Annotated in this window: 19 protein-coding genes and 3 pseudogenes; 12 read left to right on the top strand and 10 right to left on the bottom strand. The window is 69.2% G+C overall.

The annotated features are described in order from the left end of the window. Nucleotides 1-15: 15 nt before the first annotated feature. The gene (locus ACFYO0_RS04125; RefSeq protein WP_388670193.1) at nucleotides 16-729 is read right to left on the bottom strand and encodes an SDR family NAD(P)-dependent oxidoreductase; all 714 of its coding nucleotides are present in this window, start codon (nucleotides 727-729) and stop codon (nucleotides 16-18) included. A gap of 108 nt (nucleotides 730-837) precedes the next feature. Further along, nucleotides 838-1740: a helix-turn-helix domain-containing protein gene (locus tag ACFYO0_RS04120; protein WP_388670190.1), complete on the bottom strand. Its 903-nt coding sequence runs from the start codon at nucleotides 1738-1740 to the stop codon at nucleotides 838-840. A 326-nt stretch (nucleotides 1741-2066) separates the two neighbouring features. On the opposite strand from ACFYO0_RS04120, the gene ACFYO0_RS04115 reads away from it, so the two are divergent. The 12 genes and pseudogenes from ACFYO0_RS04115 (at nucleotide 2067) to ACFYO0_RS04060 (ending at nucleotide 13373) form a co-directional block, all read left to right on the top strand. Continuing rightward, complete coding sequence (locus tag ACFYO0_RS04115) at nucleotides 2067-3095, top strand: aKG-HExxH-type peptide beta-hydroxylase (RefSeq protein WP_388670187.1); 1029 nt, start codon at nucleotides 2067-2069, stop codon at nucleotides 3093-3095. Between the two features lie 178 nt (nucleotides 3096-3273). After that, nucleotides 3274-4650, top strand: a complete 1377-nt coding sequence (locus tag ACFYO0_RS04110; protein WP_388670184.1) for an amidohydrolase — start codon at nucleotides 3274-3276, stop codon at nucleotides 4648-4650. Then, nucleotides 4640-5749: a LacI family DNA-binding transcriptional regulator gene (locus ACFYO0_RS04105; RefSeq protein ID WP_388670181.1), complete on the top strand. Its 1110-nt coding sequence runs from the start codon at nucleotides 4640-4642 to the stop codon at nucleotides 5747-5749. Before ACFYO0_RS04110 ends, ACFYO0_RS04105 begins: the two co-directional genes overlap by 11 nt. A 96-nt stretch (nucleotides 5750-5845) precedes the next feature. Beyond that, nucleotides 5846-6595, top strand: coding sequence for a glutamine amidotransferase (locus tag ACFYO0_RS04100; RefSeq protein WP_388670178.1), 750 nt, complete (start codon nucleotides 5846-5848; stop codon nucleotides 6593-6595). After that, entirely contained in the window at nucleotides 6595-7347 is a 753-nt protein-coding gene (gene deoD, locus ACFYO0_RS04095; protein WP_388670175.1) for a purine-nucleoside phosphorylase, read from the top strand. The genes ACFYO0_RS04100 and deoD overlap by 1 nt, the downstream gene beginning before the upstream one ends. A gap of 113 nt (nucleotides 7348-7460) precedes the next feature. Next, nucleotides 7461-8144: pseudogene (locus ACFYO0_RS04090) on the top strand (ATP-binding cassette domain-containing protein); the annotation flags it as partial. Next, complete coding sequence (locus tag ACFYO0_RS04085; RefSeq protein WP_388670172.1) at nucleotides 8141-9262, top strand: ABC transporter permease; 1122 nt, start codon at nucleotides 8141-8143, stop codon at nucleotides 9260-9262. The pseudogene ACFYO0_RS04090 and the gene ACFYO0_RS04085, both read left to right, overlap by 4 nt. Next, complete coding sequence (locus ACFYO0_RS04080; RefSeq protein WP_388670169.1) at nucleotides 9259-10197, top strand: ABC transporter permease; 939 nt, start codon at nucleotides 9259-9261, stop codon at nucleotides 10195-10197. The genes ACFYO0_RS04085 and ACFYO0_RS04080 overlap by 4 nt, the downstream gene beginning before the upstream one ends. 144 nt (nucleotides 10198-10341) lie before the next feature. Next, nucleotides 10342-11445, top strand: a complete 1104-nt coding sequence (locus ACFYO0_RS04075) for an esterase-like activity of phytase family protein (protein WP_388670166.1) — start codon at nucleotides 10342-10344, stop codon at nucleotides 11443-11445. 162 nt (nucleotides 11446-11607) lie between these two features. Further along, a complete protein-coding gene (locus tag ACFYO0_RS04070; protein ID WP_388670163.1) occupies nucleotides 11608-11922 on the top strand; it encodes a hypothetical protein in 315 nt (104 codons plus the stop codon). 2 nt (nucleotides 11923-11924) lie between these two features. After that, entirely contained in the window at nucleotides 11925-12368 is a 444-nt protein-coding gene (locus ACFYO0_RS04065; protein WP_388670160.1) for a hypothetical protein, read from the top strand. Nucleotides 12369-12446: 78 nt separating this feature from the next. Beyond that, nucleotides 12447-13373 (top strand): bifunctional metallophosphatase/5'-nucleotidase, encoded by a 927-nt coding sequence (locus ACFYO0_RS04060; RefSeq protein ID WP_388670157.1) that lies wholly within the window; start codon nucleotides 12447-12449, stop codon nucleotides 13371-13373. Nucleotides 13374-13423: 50 nt separating this feature from the next. Here the strand turns inward: ACFYO0_RS04060 and ACFYO0_RS04055 are convergent, their stop codons facing one another. From ACFYO0_RS04055 to ACFYO0_RS04020, 8 genes and pseudogenes are all read right to left on the bottom strand, one after another. Further along, nucleotides 13424-14713, bottom strand: coding sequence for an ammonium transporter (locus tag ACFYO0_RS04055; protein ID WP_388670154.1), 1290 nt, complete (start codon nucleotides 14711-14713; stop codon nucleotides 13424-13426). A 102-nt stretch (nucleotides 14714-14815) separates the two neighbouring features. Further along, on the bottom strand, nucleotides 14816-15439 hold the full coding sequence (locus ACFYO0_RS04050) for a helix-turn-helix domain-containing protein (protein WP_388670151.1): 624 nt from the start codon (nucleotides 15437-15439) through the stop codon (nucleotides 14816-14818). A 175-nt stretch (nucleotides 15440-15614) separates the two neighbouring features. Beyond that, nucleotides 15615-16011 (bottom strand): annotated as a pseudogene (locus tag ACFYO0_RS04045) (IS701 family transposase); the annotation flags it as partial. Between the two features lie 32 nt (nucleotides 16012-16043). Continuing rightward, nucleotides 16044-16468, bottom strand: a pseudogene (locus ACFYO0_RS04040) (ISAzo13 family transposase); the annotation flags it as partial. Further along, a complete protein-coding gene (locus ACFYO0_RS04035) occupies nucleotides 16456-17400 on the bottom strand; it encodes an SGNH/GDSL hydrolase family protein (RefSeq protein WP_388670148.1) in 945 nt (314 codons plus the stop codon). The pseudogene ACFYO0_RS04040 and the gene ACFYO0_RS04035, both read right to left, overlap by 13 nt. A gap of 186 nt (nucleotides 17401-17586) precedes the next feature. Next, a complete protein-coding gene (locus ACFYO0_RS04030) occupies nucleotides 17587-18258 on the bottom strand; it encodes a response regulator (RefSeq protein ID WP_388670145.1) in 672 nt (223 codons plus the stop codon). 16 nt (nucleotides 18259-18274) lie between these two features. Continuing rightward, a complete protein-coding gene (locus ACFYO0_RS04025; RefSeq protein WP_388670142.1) occupies nucleotides 18275-19438 on the bottom strand; it encodes a sensor histidine kinase in 1164 nt (387 codons plus the stop codon). Nucleotides 19439-19542: 104 nt separating this feature from the next. After that, complete coding sequence (locus ACFYO0_RS04020) at nucleotides 19543-21792, bottom strand: MMPL family transporter (protein ID WP_388670139.1); 2250 nt, start codon at nucleotides 21790-21792, stop codon at nucleotides 19543-19545. Between the last annotated feature and the right edge of the window lie 106 nt (nucleotides 21793-21898).

Genomic DNA, 21898 nt, shown 5'->3' with positions numbered 1-21898 from the left:
GCGGCGGGGTCGCGGTCAGTCGAGCGGAACGCCTGTGTGGTTCTCCAGGACCTGAATGAGTCGAGCCTGGAACTCTTTGTCCTGCGACGCAGGATGCGGTGTCTGCGTCTGCTCGTGGTACCAGTAGCCGCCGGTACCCGGCGTCACATCGTGATCGGTGGCGAGCCACACCTGTGTTCGGTGCCCAGCGGCCAGGTCGTCCGATGCGCCGGGGCCGCCCATGCGTGTGGGGACCCATCCGGGGTCGACCGCATGGCTCGAGGTGCCTTGCCACCGGGACGCGAGGGCGAGCGCGAGGGTGGTGACCCACAGTTTGCTGTCGTCGTAGGAAGCGGTGCCGGCGGCCAGCAGTTCCAGGTCGGTGGAGCCGGCTCGGTGCATGGAGCTGCTGAGATAGATGAGCCTGGCCGGTTTGTCCATCAGGGCCGTCAGTACGTAGGGCGCGACGGTGTTGACGGTGACCGCTTCCGGGGAGTGCAGGACGCCGGCGTTGTGGATGACGGCGTCGAAGCGGCCGAACTCAACGGCCTGCCGGGCAACGCCGCGGATCTCGTCCAGCTCGGCGAGGTCCCCGACGACGACGCCTTTCCACCGAGCGGTGTCATCCACGTAAGTGAGACGGGCTGGGCTGCGGACGTGGATGACCACGTCGTGCCCGTCGTCGGCCAACGCGTTCGCCGTGTTGCGCCCGAGTCCGCTGGATGCCCCGGTCACCAGAATCAGTGCCATGCGAGTTGTCTCCCGTCTGTGTGGTGATGGGTGCGGTGAACTGGTCGGGAGCCCGCCGCTTGCCCAGGTCGTACGTGGAATGGCCCCCTCGGTTCTCCCTCTCGGCGATCAATTCGGCGGAGTGGTCGGAGACCGAAGGGAAGAGGCGACAGCAGTGTCCTGGGTGACGGCCCAGGACGCGAGCAGGTTCAGGCCTTCTGCGGAGGGTGAGCCGGGCTCGGCGGTGTAGATGGTGAGGGTCAGGCCGGGTTCGGCGGCCATGGCCAGGGCTTCCCAGGCGAGGGTGAGGTTGCCGACGACCGGGTGGTGGAAGCGTTTGATGCCGGTGCCGTGGCGGGTGACGTTGTGGGCGCCCCATCGGGTGCGGAAGGCATCGCTGCGCGTTGACAGCTCGCCCACCAGATCGTGGAGGTCCTCGTCATAGGGGTTGCGGCCCGCTTCGGTGCGCAGGACGTCCACCGTCATGTCGGCGATGAGGTCCCAGTCCGGGTAGAAGCGGCGGGCCGCGGGGTCCAGGAACTGGTATCGAGCGAGGTTCGGCGGCTTCATGCCGCAGCCGTAGATGTCGCTGAAGAAGGCACGGGCGAGCTGGTTGGCCATGAGCAGGTCCAGGCGGCCGTTGACGACGACCGCGGGCCCGGCCGTGACGGCATCCAGGGTCCACTGCAGGCTCTTGTGCAGGGTCCGCTGCCTGCTGGAGCGCGCCCGCGGGCGGGCAAGCGTATCGGAGCCTTCTTGGGCCTGGGCGAGGTGGAGCACGTGGGTGCGTTCGGCGTCGTCGAGCTGGAGGGCGCGGGCGACGGCTTCGAGCACGGCGGATGAGACGCCGGCGAGATTGCCGCGCTCCAGTTTGGCGTAGTACTCGACGCTGACGTCGGCCAGGGCGGCGACCTCACTGCGGCGCAGCCCCGGTACGCGGCGGCGGGTGCCGGATGGCAGCCCGGCCTGCGCGGGGGTGATCTTGGCTCGCCGCGAGGTGAGGAACTCGCGGCCTTCGTCACGGTTGTCCACACATCTGACCGTACGCCGCCAGCTCGGCCCCAGGCATGTACTGCCAGTACACCCTTCGTCAGTGGCTCGCTGCCCGCCCGGAACGGCGATCGCCTGGATGCCGTGGTTCTTTCCGCTCCAGCGTCACCGATGGGAGTGGCGGGTACCCGGACCGGACCCGGGAAAGGCAGTGAATTGGCCGTGGACACCTACATTTTCGACCTGGACGAGAACGTCACCCGTATGCCGGTGTCGTTCAGGAACCGGTACGGGATCACCTCTCCGCGGACCTCTACCGGCCCAAGGATTTCGATACCTCCGAACAGGACGCCACGACCATCAGCGGCATGATGACCTCCGTCTCGTCCAGCGACGCATTCGGCGGGACCGTGCTCAGCACACCACCGGACGCCGTGGAACTGGCCGTCACCTTGGTCCACGAATTCCGGCACATGAAACTGAACGCCGTGCTCGACTCCCTGGACCTGTACGAGGACGAGGGACCGGAGGAGCTGTACTACGCCCCGTGGCGTGACGACCCGCGCCCACTTCCCGGCTTCTTCCACGGAGTCTTCGCCTTCCTCGGCGTGGTCGAATTCTGTCGGCGGTTGGCGCACCAGGCTTCCAGCGGCAGGCTGCGTCGGCGCGCTCAGTTCCAACTGCCGTACTGGCGTGCGCAGACGCGGGAGGCGTACGAGGCGCTCCGTTCGTCCCGTCGCCTGACGGAGGCCGGTCGAGAGTTCACCGCCAGGATGGGCGCTGGCATGGCGCAGGCAAGGTACCCGACAGCCGTGCCCGACGAAGTCACGGCCCTCGCCGAGGAGGCCGTCGTCGCCCACCGCATCCGCTGGCGGCTGCACCACCTTCAGCCGGACCTTGGCACCGTGATGGCCCTTGCCGAGGCATGGTCGTCCGGCGCGCCCCGACCGCCCTCTTCGCACATCCCCTGCGTGCCGGCACCCGATCCAGTTACACCATCCCTCAACGACTACACGGCACTACTGTGCCGAATCGCGGCCGACCCCTCCCGCTTGCACCGAACACCGCGCGAAGGAGCAGCCCAGGACGCCCACGACCCCTCCGACCTGGCCCACCTTCTCGGCGAGACCGATTCGGCCCGCCGCCTCGCCACCGACCAGGTCACACAACAACCTCAACAACACGAACCCTGGGCCCGGCTCGCTCTTGCCTTGCGAAGGCCCAACCCCACCGCGTTCCCCGGTGCCTGCGTGGCGGCGCGGGCACTGACCCACCGTCCTGAAGCCGTCCGCGCCGTCCACGCCCGCATTGCCACTCTCACGGACACGCCACCGGATCCCACCGCCCTGGCCGAGTGGATCGGTATCTCAGACGGCAGCACCGATCTCCCGGGCTGACACCGATGCGCGTGCTCTAGGTAGACCGTTGACGAGTTCAGAGACCCTCGGCAGCCTCACGACCGGTGCACACGAGTTCGGGTATCCGTGCAGCCGAATTCGAACATGGACAACAGGAACCTCCGGTGCGGCACATTGGGCATTGTGCAAAACGTTTTGGATATCTAGCTTGTGCCGCATGAGTGACAGAACGGCTCGACCGCCCGGCCGTCTGCTGGTGCGCGGCTGCGATGTACTACGTGTCCCGCTGGACGGTGAGTGCGAGATCCTCCCGGCGCGGGACATCGTGGTGGCGGACGGCGTCATCGAAGACGTACGGCCGACCGCCGACCACAACCGCCCGGCGGACGCTGCGCACGCGGGGGACGTGGTCGACGGCCGTGGGCTGGTGGCCGTTCCGGGCCTGGTCAACGCGCACACGCACAGTCCCATGGTGCTGATGCGCGGTGCGGCCGAGGACGTGTCGGTCGAGCGGTGGTTCAACGACCGCGTCTGGCCGATGGAGTCCAACCTCACCCCGGCCGACGTACGGCTCGGCGCCCGGCTGGCCTGCGCGGAGATGATCCGCTCCGGCGTCACCACCTTCGCCGACCACTACTTCTTCCCGGAGCAGATCGCCGAGGCGGTCGCCGAGACCGGGCTGCGGGCCGACATCGCGCCCACGTACTTCAGCAGCGGGGGTGAGGAATCCCTGGAAGTCGGCGTGCGGTTCGCGGAGACATGGCACGGCCGTGCCGAGGGCCGGCTGACCGTGTCGCTCGGCCCGCACGCCCCGTACACCGTCGACGACGGCGACCTGCGGACCCTGGCCGGGCATGCCGGGCGGCTCGGCCTGCGGATGCACATCCACGCCGCCGAGCATCTCGAGCAGACGCGGTCCAGCGTGGAACGGCGCGGCATCACTCCGATCCGTGTGCTGTACGAGACCGGGGTGCTGGACGCCGGGGCCCTGATCGCGCACGGCTGCGGCATCGTCGAGCAGGACCTGCCGCTGCTGGGCGAGTACGCCGGCACGACCGCCGTGGCCTGCTGTCCCAAGGTGTATCTCAAGCACGCGCTGTCCCCGCTGACCCCCGTCCGTGAGCTGCTCGACGCCGGGGTCACGCTGGCGGTCGGCACGGACGGCGCCGCCGGTCACAACACGCTCGACGTGTGGGAGGCGCTGCGGCTGGTCGCACTCACGCAGAAGCAGGCCGTGCGGGATGCCACGTGGATGACCGTCTCCGACACCCTGCGCCTGGCCCTGCGTGGTGGAGCTCGCGCGCTCGGCCTTCAGGACCGGATCGGGGCGCTGGAGCCGGGCATGCGCGCCGACATCGTCCTCACCGATCTCTCGGGGCTGCACTGCCGCCCGCTCCACGACCCTCGCGCCGCGCTGGTCTACAGCGCCCGCGCCGCTGACGTACGGACGGTTGTCGTCGACGGTCGCGTCCTGATGCGCGACGGCCGGCTGCTGACCGTGGACGTGCCCGCGTTGCTGGGCGAGGCCGACGCCCGGGCGGCCCGGATCCTCGACACCTCCCATGGAAGGGCGGTGCAGCACTATGACCCGTGAGTCCCAGGGGAGCCGCGCCCCGTACGGACCTGGCCAGTCGTACGAGAGCGGTCAGCCGTACTCGAGCGACGGCGGCCGGGCGGCGGTTCGCAGGCCCGCGTCCATCAAGGACGTGGCCGCGGCGGCCGGCGTCAGCCCGACCACCGTCTCGCACGTCCTCAGCGGCAACCGCCCGGTCAACGAGCTGACGGCCACGCGGGTGCGCAGTGTCGTCAACCGGCTCGGGTACGTCCCGGCGTCCCTGGCGCGCAGCCTGCAGGCCGGCTCGACGTCGGTGATCGGCCTGATGATCCCCGACATCAGCAACACGTTCTTCGCCGAGCTGGCCAAGGGCGCCGAGGACGCCGCCCATGATCTCGGATACGGCCTGATCCTGTGCAACACCGAGTTCGACGCCGACCGCGAGGACCGCTACCTCGGCATGATCCGCAGCCGGTTCATCGACGGCATGGTGTACGCGTCGGGGTCGCCGCCGTCCCGGCGGCGGCTGGAGGCACTCATGGGCAAGTTCCCCATCGCGCTCGCCGACGAGGAGGTGGAAGGGCTCGAGGGCGCCCTCATCGCGACCGCCGACCACGAGGCGGGCGGGCGGATGGTCGGCGAACACCTGCGGGCGCTCGGCCACCGCCAGGCCCTGGTGCTGACCGGTCCTCGCGCTCTCAAGAGCGGCATCGCGCGTGCGAACGGCTTCGTGCAGGCCTTCCGGGGTGAAGTCGTCGAACGTGTCGGCGACTTCAAGGAGGCCTCCGGGTACCGTCTCGTCGCCGAACTCCTCAAGGAGGGCAGTCTCCCCGAGGGCTGCACGGCCGTGTTCGCCGCCAACGACCTGATGGCGTTCGGCGCCCTCCTCGCGCTGCGGGAAGCGGGTCTGTCGGTGCCGGACGACGTCTCGGTGGTCGGCTTCGACGACATCCGAGCGGCCTCCCTGGCCCATCCGCCCCTGACCACCGTCCACCAGCCCGCCTACGACGTGGGCCGCACCGCCACCGCGCAGCTCCTCCAGTACGTCACCCGGGGCGAGGTCCCGCCCGCCTCCCGGCACACCCTTCCCGTCGAACTCAAGGTGCGCGGCAGCACGGCGCCCGCGACCACCCGCTGACCTTTACCAATCCCAACTTCCGCCGCACTGTGGACAGTTGATGTCACCGTGCGGCAATACCCCCTGCTCTGTTCAGTCTTGGAAAGGCGGTTCGCCATGCCCAGAGTGCTCGTCGTCGGCGAGTCCTGGTTCACGTACACGGTCCATCAGAAGGGCTTCGACGCCTTCCACACCTCGGAGTACACCGAGGGCGGGGGCGTCTTCCTCGACGCTCTCCGCTCACGAGGCCACGAGGTGACCTATGTGCCCTCGCACGAGATCCCCAGCCGGGTGCCGGGCTCCGCGGACGGCTTCGACGCGTTCGACGTCGTGGTCATCAGCGACGTGGGCGCCAACAGCTTCCAGCTGCCGCCCGAGACCTTCAACCGGTCGGTCCCCGCGCCCGACCGCTCGGAGCTGGTGCGCGGTTTCGTGGAGCGGGGCGGCGGGGTCTTGATGGTCGGTGGCTATCTGACGTTCAGCGGCATCGACGCCCGTGCGCGATGGGGGCGTTCGCCGCTCGCCGCCGCCCTGCCGGTGGTGATGCTGGACCGCGACGACCGGGTGGAGCTCCCGGCCGGCGCCGTTCCCGAGGTGGTGGGCGAGCACGCGGTCGTACAAGGACTGGAGCGGTCCTGGCCCGTGCTCCTCGGCCTCAACGAGGTCGCGGCCCGGCCGGAGGCGTCGCTGCTTGCCGAGTGCGGGGGGTATCCGCTCCTCGTCGTGGGCGGCCACGGCGCGGGCAGGTCCGCGGCCTTCACCTCCGACATGGCGCCGCACTGGGCACCGCCGCCGTTCCTGGCCTGGGAGGGGTACCCCGAGTTGTGGGACCGACTGGTGCGCTGGCTCGCCGGATCGGAGCTGTGATGCCCGACCACGTGAGTGCTCCCTTCACCGGCACACCCCATATTGCCGCCGCGCCGGGTGACTTCGCGCCACTCGTGCTGATGCCGGGGGACCCCCGCCGGGCCCGGCGGATCGCCGAGACGTTCCTTCAGGACGCGCGGCAGGTCACGGACATACGCGGCATCCTCGGCTACACGGGCAGCCACCAAGGCGTGCCCATGTCGGTCCTCGCCTCCGGCATGGGCATTCCCTCGGTGTCGATCTACGCGACGGAGTTGTTCCGGTACTACGGCGTGCGCAGGATCGTCCGGGTCGGCACGGCCGGTGCGATCGCGGAGTCGGTCGCGGTACGGGACGTGGTGATCGCCTCGGCCGCACACACCGACTCCAGCCTCAGCCGGATCCTGGCCGACGGTGTGACGCTCTCCCTCGCACCCTCGTACCGGCTGCTGCGGGCGGCGGCAGATGCCGCCGAGCGAGAGACGCCGTCGGGCGGTGGAGCGGTCCACATCGGACCGGTGTTCACCAGCGACCACTTCTACCTGGACCGCCCCGCTCTCTTCGACGCACTGGAGCGCCGGGGCACGCTGGCGGCCGAGATGGAGGCGGCGGGCCTGTATGCCGTGGCCTGCGCGGAAGGCGGCGAAGCACTCGCCGTACTGACCGTCTCCGACCACCTGCGCACCAGCGAGGCCCTCACCGCCGAGGAACGCGAGACGAGCTTCGACCGGGCGTTGCGCATCGCCGCCACCGCGCTGCTCACCGATGTCTGAAATTCCCACACCGGAAATCAAATCGAAACCGGGCAACGTAGCCAAAACGTTTTGCACTTCCTACTGTCAACGCAGCCGCTCACTCGGCAACAAAACGATCAGGAGGCGAGGGCAACGGCCAGAGCGAACTCGCCGAGATCCTGGCCGGGTTGCGGCGCCCCACCACGGGCACGGTCCACGTCGGCGGCACCGACACCGCCGGCCTCGACGTCGCGGGCCATCGCAGGGCCGGCGTCGGCTACGTACCGGAGGACCGGCTGCACAACGGCGCCGCGCTCGACGGGTCGATCGCCGACAACCTCGTCGTAGACCGCCACGACCGGCCGCCCCTCGCCCGCCGTGGCGTACTGCGCCCCGGTGCCGTGCGCGCCCACGCCGAGCGGCTGATCGAGGAGTACGCGATCCGCACCCCCGACCCGTCGGTGCCGGTACGGGCGCTGTCCGGCGGCAACATGCAGAAAGTGATCGTCGCCCGCGAACTCTCCGCGGGGCCACGGCTGTTGATCGCCTCCCATGTCACGCGCGGCGTGGACGTCGGCGCGATGCGCTTCATGTACGAGCAGCTGGTCGCCGCGCGTGACGCGGGTGCAGCCGTTCTGCTGATCTCCGCCGACCTCACCGAACTCCTCGCGCTCTCCGACCGGTTGCTCGTCCTCAAGGACGGCCGCCTGGTCGCCCGGTTCGACGACACCACCGGCCTCACCGAGAAGCGGGTCGGCCTCTACATGCTCGGCGTCGAGCAGCACGAACAGGATCACCTCATGGCCGGTCTGGAAGACCTGGGGAAGGCCTCATGACCACCACCCCCATGACCCTGATCGAGACCGAGGACCGACGCCAGTACCGTGCGACCCGGCGCCGCGACCTCGCCGTCGACGTCAGCATGGCCCTGGCCACGATCCTGGTCGCCCTGGCCGTCGGCTTCCTTGTCATGCTCGCCACCGGCAACGACCCGGTACAGGCTTACGAGGTCATGCTCACCGGCCCACTGGACCGCTCCTTCCGCGTCGGCCGCTGGCTGGAGGACGCCACCACGCTCACCCTGCTCGGGCTGTCGGTCGCGATCCCCTTCCGCGCCCGGCAGATCAGCCTCGGCGCCGAAAGCCAGCTCTACGCGGGCGCGCTGGCGGCCGCCGCCGTCGCGGTCTTCCTGCCGCTGCCGGCGATGGCCGCCGTGATCGTGCCCATGGTGGCGGCTGCCATGGCGGGCGCAGGCATGGGCCTGGTGCCGGGCACGATGAAGGCACGCCTCGGCGCCAACGAGATCGTGGCCACGCTCATGCTCAACGCCATCGCCGTACGCGTCTACGACTACCTGGTCAACGGCCCGCTGAAGGAGCCGGGCAGCAGCGCCGTGCACTCCAAGCCCATCCAGCAGGACTCCGCGCTCACCCCGCTGAGCGACTGGTTCGGCATCCCGATGGGCCGGGCCAACATCGGTCTCGGGCTGATGCTGCTGACCGCCGTCGCGCTGTGGCTGCTCATCACCCGTACCCCGCTCGGCTACCGGATCCGGATGACCGGCGCCAACCCCGACTTCGCGGCGTACGGAGGCATCAAAGTGCCCCGGGTCATCGAGTGGAGCTTCGTCATCGGCGGCGCGGTCGCGGGCCTCGCCGGAGCGCATCTCGTCCAGGGCGTGTACGGCCGCCTGGAACCGGGCCTGGCCGGAAGCCTCGCCTTCGAGGGGATCGTGGTCGCTCTGCTGGCGCGTAACAACCCGCTGGTCGTCGTGGTCGCCGGGCTCTTCTACTCCTACCTGCGCGCCGGGGGCGACATCATGGAACAGCAGACGGACGTCGGCACGGAGATCGTGGTCGTGATCCAGGCGGTCATCGTGCTGCTGGTCACCGCCCAGGCGCTGCCGGACCTCCTCAAGCGCCGGATCGCGCGGAAGCAGGTGGGCGTCCGATGAGTTCCGTACTCGACGTCGTTCTCAGCAGCGCCTTCCTGGCGGCTGTACTGCGGGTCGCCACGCCGTACCTGCTCGCCGCGTTCGGCGGACTGGTCGCCGAACGAGCCGGCATCAGCAACATCGCCCTGGAAGGGCAGATGCTCAGCGCGGCCTGCACGGGTGCGCTCGTCGCCGGCTACGGCCACTCGGTCGCCCTGGGCGCGGTGTGCGGGGTCGCGGTGGCGACACTGCTGGGCGTGCTCCTGGCCGCACTCCGGCTGGAGTTGGGCGCCGACGCGATCATCGCGGGCATCGGTATCAACCTGCTCGCCTCGGGCGCCACCGCCTACGCCGTCTACAGCCTCCTCGACGACAAGGGCGGCACGTCCGGCCTGAAGAGCGGCACCCTGCCGACGGTCACGCTGCCCGGCATCGAGAGCGTTCCGGTGGTGGGCGATGTGGTGAGCGGTCAGAACCTGGTCACCTGGCTGGCCTTCCTGGCCGCGCCGTTCGTCGCCTGGCTGTTCTTCCGCACCCGCTTCGGCTTCCACCTGCGGGCGGTCGGCGAGATGCCGGACGCCGCCGCGTCGGTCGGCATTCCGGTACGCCGTGTCCAGTACGCGGGTCTCGCTCTCAGCGGCGCGCTCGCGGGCCTCGCCGGGGTGTTCCTGAGCATGGGGTACGTGTCCTTCTTCGTACGGGACATGACGGCCGGCCGCGGGTTCATCGCCCTCGCGGCGGTCTTCCTAGGCGGCCTGCGCCCGTGGGGCGTCTTCCTCGCAGCGCTCGGCTTCGGTGCGGCGGAGGCGCTGGCGGTGCAGCTCGGCACGCTGGACGTACCGCCGCAGCTGGTGTCGACGATCCCGTACGCGATGACGCTGGTGGCGCTCGCGGTGTACGCGTGGCGGCGGAAGCGGCGGGGCGCTGCCGGAGAGGTCGCCACCGCCTCCCTCTGACGCCTGCCGCCGCCTTCCTCGCGTCTCCCTCAACTCCGAGGGGCCCTACGGCCCGAGCTCGCCCACACCCCCGTCGAAATCCTCCCCGTCGGGGCGCACCCAGCTGCGCCCTCGACACACTCCGCACCCCTTGGAAGGACACCCATGCGACACCGACACAGAGCCGGCCGAAGACGCGCACTCCTCGGAGGCCTCACCGCGGCGGGACTCCTCGGCACTCTGGCCCTCGCGAACGGTTTCGCGGTGGAGTCCGGAGCCGGCACCTCCGCGAAACCGCAGGACGTGCGGTTGCTCGACACGCTCACGGTGCCCGCCGGAACGACGGAGTTCGGCATGCCGTTCGGCGGCCTGTCGGGCATCGACTACGACTCGGAGTCCGGCGCGTACACCGCCCTCAGCGACGACCGCTCGGAGAACGGCAAGGCCCGCTTCTACACCCTCCGACTGCCGCTCGACGGGGCCGCGTTCGCCGATGACAAGCCCGCACTCGACGGCCTGACCGTGCTGGACGACACCGACGGCGAACCCTTCGCCGCGAAGGCGGTCGACCCCGAGGCGATCCGCCGGACCCCGGACGGCGAGAACCTGCTGTGGACCAGCGAGGGCGCCTCCTCGTCCGGGCAGCCCGCCTTCGTCCGTGAGACGACCACCTCCGGTGGGTACGTACGCGAGCTGCCGCTGCCCAAGGCCTACGCACCCGTCAGGTCGGCCTCTGGCACGCTGACCGCGGGCGTCCGCAACAACCAGGCCCTGGAAGGGCTCACCCTCTCCCCCGACGGCGACAAGGCCATCACCGTCACGGAGAACGCGCTCGTCCAGGACGGTCCCGCGGCCGGGCTGACGGCGAAGAGCCCGTCCCGGCTGCTGGTCATGGACCGCCGGACGGGGAAGGCGGAGGCCGAGCACGTCTACGAGGTCGATCCGATCTCCGACGCCCCCACCGCGCCACTGCCGGCCCCGGTCGGTACGTACTCCGCGGACCGGGGTGTCTCCGAGATCCTCGCGATCAACGAGACCGACTACCTCACCGTCGAGCGGTCCTTCGCCTCCGGCGTCGGCTTCTCCATCCGCCTCTACTGGACCAGCAGCATCGGCGCGACGGACGTCAGCGGCAGGGAAGCCCTGTCCGGCTCCGAGAAGCCGATGCCGAAGAAACTGCTGTACGACTTCACCACCTCCGGCACCGACGCCGACACCGCCGACACCGCCGACACCGCCGACAACGCCGACAACGCCGACAACGTGTAGGGCATCACCTGGGGGCCGAAGCTGCCCGACGGCTCCCGGTCGCTCGTCCTCGTCGCCGACGACAACTTCGGCTTCAACGGCAGCGTCACCAAGTTCCATCTGCTGTCGGTCCGTTCGGGTCTGCTGGCGAACCGCACCCCGGACGTCGACGGCGACGGTGCCGTGGGCGCCAAGGACCTGGCGGCCATCCCGGCCTCCGGCGCGGCGGGAGACCTCGACGGCAACGGCCGTACGGACGACGGCGACGTCCGGCTGTGGATCTCGTACACCCGTGCCTTCCCCACGGTTCAGAAGCCGCCGTCCACCGTCGACGTCCAGCTGCTGTCCTTCAACGACTTCCACGGCAATCTGGAGCCGCCCACCGCCGCGACGCCAGCCTCGGCTCCAAGCTCGATCCGAAGTCCACGCCGGTCGGCGGCGCGGAGTATCTGGCGGCCCGGCTGGGGCAGCTCCGGCAGGGCACCGAGGCCTCGCTGACCGTGGCCGCGGGTGACATCGTCGGCGCCAGCCCGTTCCTCTCCGGGCTCTTCCACGACGAACCGACCGTCGAGTCCATGGAGAAGCTGCACCTGGACGTCACCAGCGTCGGCAACCACGAGTTCGACGAGGGCACCGAGGAGCTGCTGCGCATGCAGCACGGCGGCTGCCATCCCGAGGACGGCTGCTACATCAAGGACGAGCCGTACGACGGCGCCGAGTTCCCCTGGCTGGCCGCCAACGTCATCGACCGCGACTCCGGCAAGCCCCTCCTGGCACCCACCTGGATCAAGAAGGTGGACGGCGTGAAGGTCGGTTTCATCGGCATGACCCTGGAGGGCACCCCCGAGGTCACCGGCCAGTCCGGCATCAAGTCCGTACGCTTCCTGGACGAGGGCGAGACCGCGGGCGCCTCCGCCCGCAAGCTGCGCGGCCAAGGCGTCTAGGCGATAGTCGTCCTGCTCCACGAGGGCGGCGCGCAGGCCGGATCGTACGGCCAGTGCGACGGCATCTCCGGGCCCATCGTGGACATCGCGAAGAACCTGGACCCGGCGATCGACACCGTGGTGACCGGCCACACCCACCAGCCGTACATCTGCTCGCTCCCCGACCCGACCGGCCAACCCCGCACGGTCACCTCGGCGTCGTCGTTCGGCCGGGTGGTCACCGAGACACGGCTGACGGTGGACCGCCGCACCGGGGAGGTCGTACGGGACCAGGTCGCCGCGATGAACCACCTCGTCACCCGCACCGGCCCCAAGGACGCCGACCAGAGCGCCGTCATCGACAAGTGGAAGGCCCTCTCGGCACCCCTGGCCAACCGGGTCGTCGGAAGCGTCACCGCCGACGTCACCCGGTCCGAGACCCGCGACGCCGAGTCCGACCTGGCGAACCTGGTCGCCGACGCCCAGCTGGCGGCGACCTCGGCACCGGAGCGGGGCGGTGCCCAGATCGCCCTGATGAACCCGGGCGGGGTACGTGCGGATCTCACGTACGCCTCTTCGTCGGGCGGCGAGGCACCGGGCGAGATCACCTACGCCGAGGCCTTCGCCGTCCAGCCCTTCGCGGGATCACTGGTGTCCGTCGACCTGACGGGAGCCCAGATCGAAGAGATCCTTGAGCAGCAGTTCAACGACTCCGGCACCCGGGCGCCCACTCTCATCCTGGGCGTTTCCAAGGGTCTGACGTACGCCTACTCCCGCAGCGCCCCGGTCGGCGACCGCATCGACCCGGCTTCGATCGAGCTCAACGGCGAAACGCTGAAGCCGGACGCCACCTACCGAGTCACCGCGAACACCTTCCTCGCCGATGGCCGTGACGGGTTCACCACCTTCGCCGAAGGCACCGACACCATCGGCGGCGGAGACGACATCGCGGCCCTGACCGACCACCTCACCGCCAACAGCCCCGTCGCCCCTCCGGGCACCGACCGCGTGACCGAACTTCCCTGAACGGCGTCCCGTCGAGGCTCCACCCGGGCATCCCGGGTGGAGCCTCCTTCCTACCCCGCGGCGACAGGCTCGGGGGTCGGGACGGTGGTCGGCGAGTGGGCGAGGTCGTAGGCGTTCTCCGCGTGCAGGTGAACGTCGACGCCCTCCTGCTCCACCTCGGGACGGACTCGCAGACCCATCGTCTTGTCGAGCACCTTGGCGATCAGCCAGGTCACACCGAAGGAGTACGCCAGTACGGCCAGAGCGCCGACCGCCTGCTTGCCGAGGAGGGAGAGGCCGCCGCCGTAGAGGAGGCCGTCGACGCCGTTGGGGGCGTCCGAGGTGGCGAGGATGCCGATCAGCAGGGTGCCGGTGAGGCCTCCGACGAGGTGGATGCCGACGACGTCGAGGGAGTCGTCGTAGCCGAACTTGTACTTCAGGCCGACGGCGAGGGCGCACACCGCGCCGCCGACGGCGCCGAGGACGAGGGCGCCGACCGGGGAGACCGCGCCGCAGGCCGGGGTGATGGCGACCAGCCCGGCGATCGCGCCGGACGCGGTACCGAGGCTGGTGGAGTGGCCGTCGCGGAGCTTCTCGACGAGGAGCCAGCCGAGCATCGCGGAGCAGGTGGCGGTGAAGGTGTTCAGCACGACAACGGAGGCGGCGTTGCTGGAGGTCAGCGCGGAGCCGCCGTTGAAGCCGAACCAGCCGAACCAGAGCAGGCCGGCGCCGAGCATCACCAGGGGCATGTTGTGGGGCCGTTCCGTGCCCTTCTGCCAGCCGATGCGCTTGCCCAGGACGAGGATCATCGCCAGGGCCGCCGCGCCGGCGTTGATGTGTACGGCCGTACCCCCGGCGAAGTCGATGGCGCCGAGCTCGTTGACGATCCAGCCGCCAACGACGTCGTCGCCGTCGAAGGCGAACACCCAGTGGGCGACGGGCAGATAGACCAGGGTGACCCAGATGCCGGTGAAGGCCATCCAGGCACCGAACTTGATGCGGTCCGAGATCGCACCGCAGATCAGTGCGGCGGTGAGGGCCGCGAACAGGGCCTGGAAGGCGGCGAAGACGGAGAGCGGGATGGTGGCCTTCGGGTCGTCCTTGATGACACCGCTCAGGCCGAAGTACTCGGTGACGTCACCGAGGATTCCGGCGCCTCCCATCGAGTCGCCGAAGGAGGCCGAGTAGCCGTAGACGACCCAGATGCAGCCGACAAGGGCGACGGCCCCGAAGGTCATCATGATCATGTTCAGGACGCTCTTGGCGGCGACCATGCCGCCGTAGAAGAGCGCGAGGCCCGGCACCATCAGACAGACCAGTGCCGTGCTTGCGAGCATCCAAGCGGTACTTCCGGTGTCCATGCGCACACTCCGCGGAGAAGTTCAGCAAAAGGAAACTTCGTTTCACCGCAGTGGACACGAGGTGCGTTACAAGACAGATCCGTGGCCGATTAACACCGGGTTTCAGTGCTGCGGGCTGTCTCCGAAGGCCGTCACCGTCAGAAAGCGGATCGGCAACTCCACCAGCCGCTCCGGGCCGTGCGGGGCCTCACCGTCGAACTGCAGGGCGTCGCCGGGGCGCAGGGTGTAGCTGGACTTGCCGTGGCCGTACACCATGACGCCTTCCAGCATGTAGAGGAGCTCGGTTCCGGCGTGCTGGAAGAGCGGGAAGACCTCGCTCTGTTCGGTCAGCGTGACCAGCAGGGCGTCCATCCGTTTGTGGGCGCCCCGCAGCGAGCCGAGTTGGGCGTACTCATGACCGACGCGGGTACCGCGGCGGACGATCCGGGCACCGTGTCCGGCGGGGACGAAGACGGCCTCGCGTTCGTCGTCCATGCCCCGGAACAGGGCGGTGACCGGGACGTCGAGACCGCGCGCGAGCCGGGAGAGCGTGGTGAGGCTGCACGCGGTCTGGGCGTTCTCGATCTTCGACAGCATGGCCTTGGAGATACCGACCCGCTGCGCCATCTCGCCGACCGACAGCCCGGCCGCCTGCCGGTACTCGCGGGCCCGGACCGCGATGATGCGCTCCAGCGCCTGGTCGTCGGAGTCCTGGGAGTCCGCTGCGGGTTCGAGGTGCTCGGTCACCGGCGCATCGTAGTACTGCAACGGTGCTTGTTCTGATTGCTGGGCAGTTTTCAGGGGCTGTGTCCACGTCGTTTGTAGTGGCTGATGCGTGCCTGGTGCCGGCGTCGTCGTCGCCAACGCGACCAGTGCAGGATGTCGTTGACCGGGGTGGGGCGGCGGTCGGTGAGGCGGGTGATCAGGCGTCGGATCTCGGCGAGGCTGAGGTGGATGAGCTGGGAGGATCCGTTTCTGCTTTGTCCGTGTCCAGCTGGCGGGCCCGCCGGACGGTCAGGCAGGCGTGGGCGGCCATGGCCAGGGTCATGTGGCGGTGTCAGCCGGGGTAGCGGCGGACCTGGTAGTCGTCCAGGCCGCATTCCTGCTTGGCGGTCTGGCAGCATTCCTCGACGGCCCATCGGCTGCCCGCGATGCGGATCAGCTCGTCCAGCGTGGGTGTCGGCCGGGCAGCAGGCGATGTAGTAGGAGATCTCCTCGGGCCGGCTGACACTGCGGCGGGCGATCACTCAGTGGCGGCGGCCCTCGCGGTGCCAGGGCCGCACTTCGACGCGGGCCCAGTCGAAGATCCTCCGGCCGTGATGCCGATCTGGCAGTTCTCGGTGCGTCCTGGGGCCCGTATTTCAATAACTGTCAGCGACGGGTTTCCGCGGGGGTTGTGCGGGCGTGTAGCTGTTCCAAGGTGCGGGCGGGTGATCCGGGTATCGGCGTGACGAGGATCCGTTGCAGGTCCAGGAGCCGTTTTGCGTCCTGGTACTGGATGGACAGGTTGGTGCGGTTGACGCCCAGTAGTTGCGCCAGGAACGTCATGGTCACCGCTCTGCGGCGGCGCAGGATGGCTGCCAGGAGCCGGTGGGTGTGGTCCACGCTGCTGGTCTGTGGGTGGCGGTAGCTGCGCGGGCGGTGGAAGCGTCGCTGGAATGCTGCCTCGGCCAAGGCGTCCCAGAAAGGTTCCGAGACCGCCACCAGATGCTCGAAGGCGGTTCGTGACATGCCGGTCAGGGCCGGGTCGGTGAGCATCGCGGTCAGGACCGGGTCGTCGGCGTCCACTCGATCCGGTTCAGGACGATCTGTGTGATCGCACGTTGTCCACGGGCGTTGGGGTGTACCGGTGCCGCCGGGCTCCTGGGGATCAGCGGCTCGATCCATCGTGTGTCCTCGGCTGAGCAGGCGCTGTGCTCCCGGGATTCGGTGTAGGTGTCGACGTAGGTGGCGCCGGCTGTGTGGGCCTGTAGGCGCAGTACCTTGTTGAGCTGATGTTCCCTCTCCCGTAGGTAGGCAATATCGCCGGGAGCGAGGGGAAGTGCGCGTCCGCATCCTGTGTCGCCGGGCGGCAGGATCGCGGGGTAGCCGATGATGTAGATATGCGCCTTGGGCGAACGTTGCCTGATCTCTTTCAGCAGGTCGGACAGTTCTGTTCCCAGAGCTGTCATCCGCTGCCGCGTGCTGTCGGTGCCGTCCTTGACGTAGCGCTCTCGGCAGGGAGCGTCGACCGAGACGTCCTTGCTGCGAGTGATGATCTTGTACGCCGTTCCCATGGTGAGGCAGCGGGTGAGCATGCTGCTGAAGCCGATGTCATTGCCTCCGATGCCGACGGTGACGAGCCGGGTCCGGCGGGACAGGGCGGAGAGCTGTGCAGGATTGCGGCCGTCGTCGGTGGACTGAGGCGAGGTGAAGTCCGCTGTCGTCGCGCCGCTGCAGCTCATGTCGCGGAACATGCCCGGCGTGAGCTTGAGCTGGGCGGCGACCAACGCCGGGTAGTTGTGGTCGGAGCGGTCACAGCCAGCGGGTCTGCCGCTCTGAGCTGGTATGCGCGGACCGGAAGTGTAGGAGTCGCCGAGAGCGACATAAGGGCCCTGCAGGTTGCTGTCCCCAGCGGTGTCACTGTCCTGACGGGTCTCGGCAACGGCGGCGGTCAGGGCTACCACGGACAGGAGGATTCCGGTCAGGACGACGCGTAGGTGAGTCACGATGCCATGTGTCCCGTCTTCTGAGTGCTCTGGATCGGTCAGGAACAGGGCATGCCCGGTGCCTACGAGAGCGGCAGCCTGGACATGGGATGGCCCTGTTGCGGCGTGCAGAGGCGGACACCGCGATGACTCGGGCGACTTGGCAGCGTCCCTGGGGCCAGTGAAGAGCACCGGTCGCATCGCCTGTCACCGCGGCGGTCGCACCAGGCCGGACTGGTAGGCGAAGGCGACGAGCTGTGCACGATCGCGGGCGCCCGTCTTGGCTTTGGCCCGCTGGACGTGGGTGCGGACGGTCAGGGGGCTGAGGAACAGTGCGTCGGCGATCTCGTCGTTGGATTTGCCCTTCGCGACCACGGCCAGCACCTCGCGCTCTCGCGGAGTAAGGCTGCTGAATTGCTCGGGGTCGGAGGCGACGGAGCTGGGCACGGGAAGGGCGAGAAAGCGGGTGATCAGTGAGCGGGTGGCTACGGGTGACAGCAAGGCGTCACCGGAAGCGACCGTGCGGATGCCGTCGAGGAAGGCATCCGCAGTGGTGCTCTTGCCGAGAAAGCCGCTCGCACCCAGGCGCAGGGCCTGGGCGACGTGCTCGTCGGTCTGGAACGTGGTGAGGATGAGGACGCGGGTGTCCTGCAGCTCGGGCTGGTCGCAGATGGCGGCGGTCGCAGCCAGTCCGTCGGTGCCGGGCATGCGGATGTCCATCAGAACGACGTCCGGGCGGTGGATGCCGGCGAGCGTGATGGCCTGCTGCCCGTCAGTGGCCTCGGCGACGACCTCCATGTCGTCACAGGAGTCGATCAGCACCCGGAAGGTCGCTCGCAGCAGGGCCTGGTCGTCGGCAATCAGTACGCGGATCGTCATGAAGGTTGCTCTCTGGTCAGACGCTGATGGGAAGTTCGGCCGTGACGGCGAAGCCGCCTTCCGGGCGGCGCCCCGCACGGAAGCGGCCCCCGGCGGACTGGGCGCGCTCTCGCATGCCGATGAGACCGAAGCCTCCGCCGGGTGCGCGCGGGGGCGCGATCGGACTGCTGTCGTTGCTCACGGTGATCGTCAACTGTTCCTGGGCGTAGGCGAGGTGGACATGTGCCGTGTTCACCGCGGCGTGTTTGGCAACGTTGGTCAGCGCTTCCTGCACAATGCGGAAGGCGGTCAGGTCTACCCCGGCCGACAGGGGCTTCACGGGGCCTTCGACAGCGATCGTGATGTGCAGTGCGGCGGCGGCAAAGGCGGCGACCAGGTCAGGAAGCCGGTCAAGGCCAGGTGCGGGATCGAGCGATTCCTCTGCGGTCTCGGGCTGGCGCAACAGGCCCACGGTCGCCTCGAGTTCGCGCAGCGCTGCCGTGGTCGTGCCGGTGAGTTCGGTGAGGATGCGGCCGGTCTGTGCGGGATGAGTGGAGAACAGGTGGGCGGCTGTGCCGGCTTGGGCGTTGGCGAGGGCCATGTGGTGGGCCACCACATCGTGTAGTTCCCGGGCGATGCGGACGCGTTCTTCGGTGACGCGGCGTTGTGCTTCCTCGTAGCGGGTGCGTTCGGCGTCCTCGGCGCGTGTGCGGACGGTGTCCATGTACGCGCGGCGCGCTCGCACCGCCAATCCGTGCAGGATGGGCAGCAGGATCCAGAAGGCCAGGCTCACCGCCTCGTTCGCCCAGGGCTCGTCCTCCGCATCCCAGCGCAGGGCAGCGGGCACGAGGATGACAGCAACCAGGAGACCGTAGGTACGGATGGTTTGCTGAGAAGCTCGGAGAGTCAGTTCGTACAGGGCAACGATGACCGGGAGCAGCAGGAGGGGCCCGAAGGTGCTGCCCTGGGCGCCTGCGACGGCGGTGCCGAGGGTGGTGAGGACGACAACGGTGCCGGGATGTCGGCGGCGCGCCAGCAGGCTCGTACAGGTGACTGCCGCGAGGGCGAAGCCCGGCCACCACAGGGTGTCGTCGCCGGCCCGGCGGTACTGGTTGCTGGTGGCCGCATAGATCAACAGGAGGAAAGCCGCTTCGACGAGGCGGGGGTGCCCATCGATGCGACGTCGCAGGCGGGTGACCATGGTTTCTCCGCGGTGCCGTGACCGAGGGCTGAAGAAGTGGACAGAGTGGAGGCCAGTCCGGGCCGCTCTGGGACGATGTCCGAGCGGCCCGGCCGGCACGTGCGTCAGACCGTCACGGAGGCCCGTGGATCGTCGGCAGGCAGATCACGCGGCGCGGAGACCTGCTGGGTGAGTGCTTCACCCTCGACGTCGACGCGGGGCATCAGCCGGTCCAACCAGCGTGGGAGCCACCATGCCCGCTTGCCGAGGAGCGCCAGGACCGCGGGCACGAATGCCATACGGACGACGAAGGCGTCGAAGAAGACGGCACTGGCCAGTCCGAAGCCGACCATCTTGACCAGGGATTCGCCGCCCGTCATGAACCCGCCGAACACCGCCATCATGATCAGCGCTGCTGCCCCTACGACCTGGGCGCTGTGCCGGAAACCGGTGACGATGGCCTGGCCGGGCCCTTCTCCGTGGATGTGCGCCTCGCGGATCCGGGAGACGAGGAAGACCTGATAGTCCATGGCGAGGCCGAAGACGATACCCACCAGGAAGATGGGCATGGTGCTCATGATCGGGCCGGTTTCGTCGACGCCGAAGATGCCGGCTCCGTGGCCCTGCTGGAAGACCGTGACGATCGCGCCGAGAGCCGCACCGACGGACAGCAGGAAGCCGAGCGCGGCCTTGAGCGGCACCAGGATCGAACGGAAGACCAGGGCCAGGAGGAGGAAGGCGAGACCGACGACGACCGCGAGGTAGGGAATGAGGGCGTCCTGCATCTTCTGGCCCACGTCGATGTTCAGGGCGGTGGTGCCGGTGACCTTGAAGTCGGCGCCGGTGGCGGACTCCACCGCAGTGCGCTCGCTGCGGATGGTGTGCACCAGGTCCTGCGTCTGCCGGCTGGTGGGTGCGGTCGAGGGGACAGCGGCGATCACCGCTGTGTCTTTCGCCTCGTTGAGCCGTACCGGGGAGACGGAGACGACTCCCTTGGTCTCGGCGAGCTTGTCGGAGACCGCGGTCACGGCCGCCTGCGGGTCCTTGGCCTTCTTGACGTCGACGACCACGGTCAGCGGGCCGTTGAAGCCCGGGCCGAAGCCCTCGGCGAGCGCGTCGTAGGCGCGGCGCTCGGTGGTTGCGGTCGACTTGGCCTCATCGCCGGGCATACCCATCCGCAGGTCCAGCGACGGCACCGCGAGCGCCCCGAGGCCGATCACTGTCAGGAGCAGAACCGGCAGCGGGCGGCGCACCACGAACTGCGCCCACCGAACACCCCGGGGGGCCTTCGTGGTGGTGCCGGCCGTCTTGGTCCTGATAGGGCTGAGGATCTTGGTGCGGGTGCGGCGTCCGCCCTTGCGGTCACGGCGCGAGAGCACCGCATTGGGCCAGAATCCCAGGAGTGCCGGCACTGCGGTCAGGGCGATCAGGACTCCGACCATGACTGCGCCTGCCGAGCCGATACCCATCTTGCTGAGCATCGGGACGCCGATGACGGAGAGACCCAGCAAAGCGATGACGACGGTGAGGCCGGCGAAGACGACCGCGCTTCCGGCCGTGCCCACAGCCAGGGCAGCCGCCTCCTGCGGCTCGTGTCCCTTGGCCCGCTCCTCCCGGTAGCGCGAGACCACGAACAGGGAGTAGTCGATGCCGACGGCGAGGCCGAGCATCATCGCCAGTTCACCGACCGTCGAGGAGAACCCGAAGGCACTGCTCAGGGCGGTGATTGCGGCCAGGCTGATGCTGACGCCGAGGAGGGCGGTGAGCAGGGGGAGGCCGGCGGCGGCGAGCGAGCCGAAGGTGATCAGCAGAACCACCGCGGCGACGAGAACGCCGAGTACCTCACCCACGCCCTGCGCGGCTTCGGTCTCCAGCGCGGAGCCGCCGACCTCGACGGTCAGGCCCGCGTCCCGGGCCTGCTCGACCGCCTTGGTCAGGTCCGTCTTGCTGGCGTCGGTGAGATCGTCGCCGGCGACCTTGTAGGTCACGGTGGCGTACGCGGTCGACTTGTCCTTGCTGACCGCGTTCGCGTCGAAGGGGCCGGCCGCGTCGGCGACCTGTGGCCCGTCGGCCACCGCCTCGACGAGTTCACCAATGGCCGACCGGCCGGCGGCGGAGGTGACCTGCTGGCCGCGTTCCGCGACGAACACGATGCGGGCCTCCGCACCGTCCGCTTCGGCGCCCGGGAACCGCTCATTGATCAGGTCGAATGCCTGCTGGGACTCGATGCCGGGCAGGGAGGACGAGTCCTCCGACGCCTCGGATGCGCTGGAGGCCCCGATGAACAAAGCAGCCAGTACGGCCACCCAGGCCAGCACCACGGTGCGACGCCTTCGGAAGGCCCAGCGGCCCACCCGATGCAAGAAAGTCGCCATGAGAGACATCTCCATATCTGGATATCGGGAACGTCATTCACCCTGCCGAGCCGGCCTCATTCGTGTCGTCGGCCGTAGCGACAATCCCCTGTACTCAAAAACAAGT

Origin of the sequence: Streptomyces sp. NPDC006365, assembly GCF_042870755.1 — a bacterium.
Lineage (GTDB): Bacteria > Actinomycetota > Actinomycetes > Streptomycetales > Streptomycetaceae > Streptomyces > Streptomyces xiangluensis.
The sequence above is the reverse complement of the archived record's forward strand: the minus strand, read 5'-3'. Positions and strand labels throughout refer to the sequence as shown.

Coding starts and splice junctions, on each gene's coding strand:
- ACFYO0_RS04125 (WP_388670193.1), bottom strand. CDS start 729: ATGGCACTGATTCTGGTGACCGGGGCATCCAGCGGACTCGGGCGCAAC.
- ACFYO0_RS04115 (WP_388670187.1), top strand. CDS start 2,067: ATGATGACCTCCGTCTCGTCCAGCGACGCATTCGGCGGGACCGTGCTC.
- ACFYO0_RS04110 (WP_388670184.1), top strand. CDS start 3,274: ATGAGTGACAGAACGGCTCGACCGCCCGGCCGTCTGCTGGTGCGCGGC.
- ACFYO0_RS04105 (WP_388670181.1), top strand. CDS start 4,640: ATGACCCGTGAGTCCCAGGGGAGCCGCGCCCCGTACGGACCTGGCCAG.
- ACFYO0_RS04100 (WP_388670178.1), top strand. CDS start 5,846: ATGCCCAGAGTGCTCGTCGTCGGCGAGTCCTGGTTCACGTACACGGTC.
- deoD (WP_388670175.1), top strand. CDS start 6,595: ATGCCCGACCACGTGAGTGCTCCCTTCACCGGCACACCCCATATTGCC.
- ACFYO0_RS04085 (WP_388670172.1), top strand. CDS start 8,141: ATGACCACCACCCCCATGACCCTGATCGAGACCGAGGACCGACGCCAG.
- ACFYO0_RS04080 (WP_388670169.1), top strand. CDS start 9,259: ATGAGTTCCGTACTCGACGTCGTTCTCAGCAGCGCCTTCCTGGCGGCT.
- ACFYO0_RS04075 (WP_388670166.1), top strand. CDS start 10,342: ATGCGACACCGACACAGAGCCGGCCGAAGACGCGCACTCCTCGGAGGC.
- ACFYO0_RS04055 (WP_388670154.1), bottom strand. CDS start 14,713: ATGGACACCGGAAGTACCGCTTGGATGCTCGCAAGCACGGCACTGGTC.
- ACFYO0_RS04030 (WP_388670145.1), bottom strand. CDS start 18,258: ATGACGATCCGCGTACTGATTGCCGACGACCAGGCCCTGCTGCGAGCG.
- ACFYO0_RS04025 (WP_388670142.1), bottom strand. CDS start 19,438: ATGGTCACCCGCCTGCGACGTCGCATCGATGGGCACCCCCGCCTCGTC.
- ACFYO0_RS04020 (WP_388670139.1), bottom strand. CDS start 21,792: ATGGCGACTTTCTTGCATCGGGTGGGCCGCTGGGCCTTCCGAAGGCGT.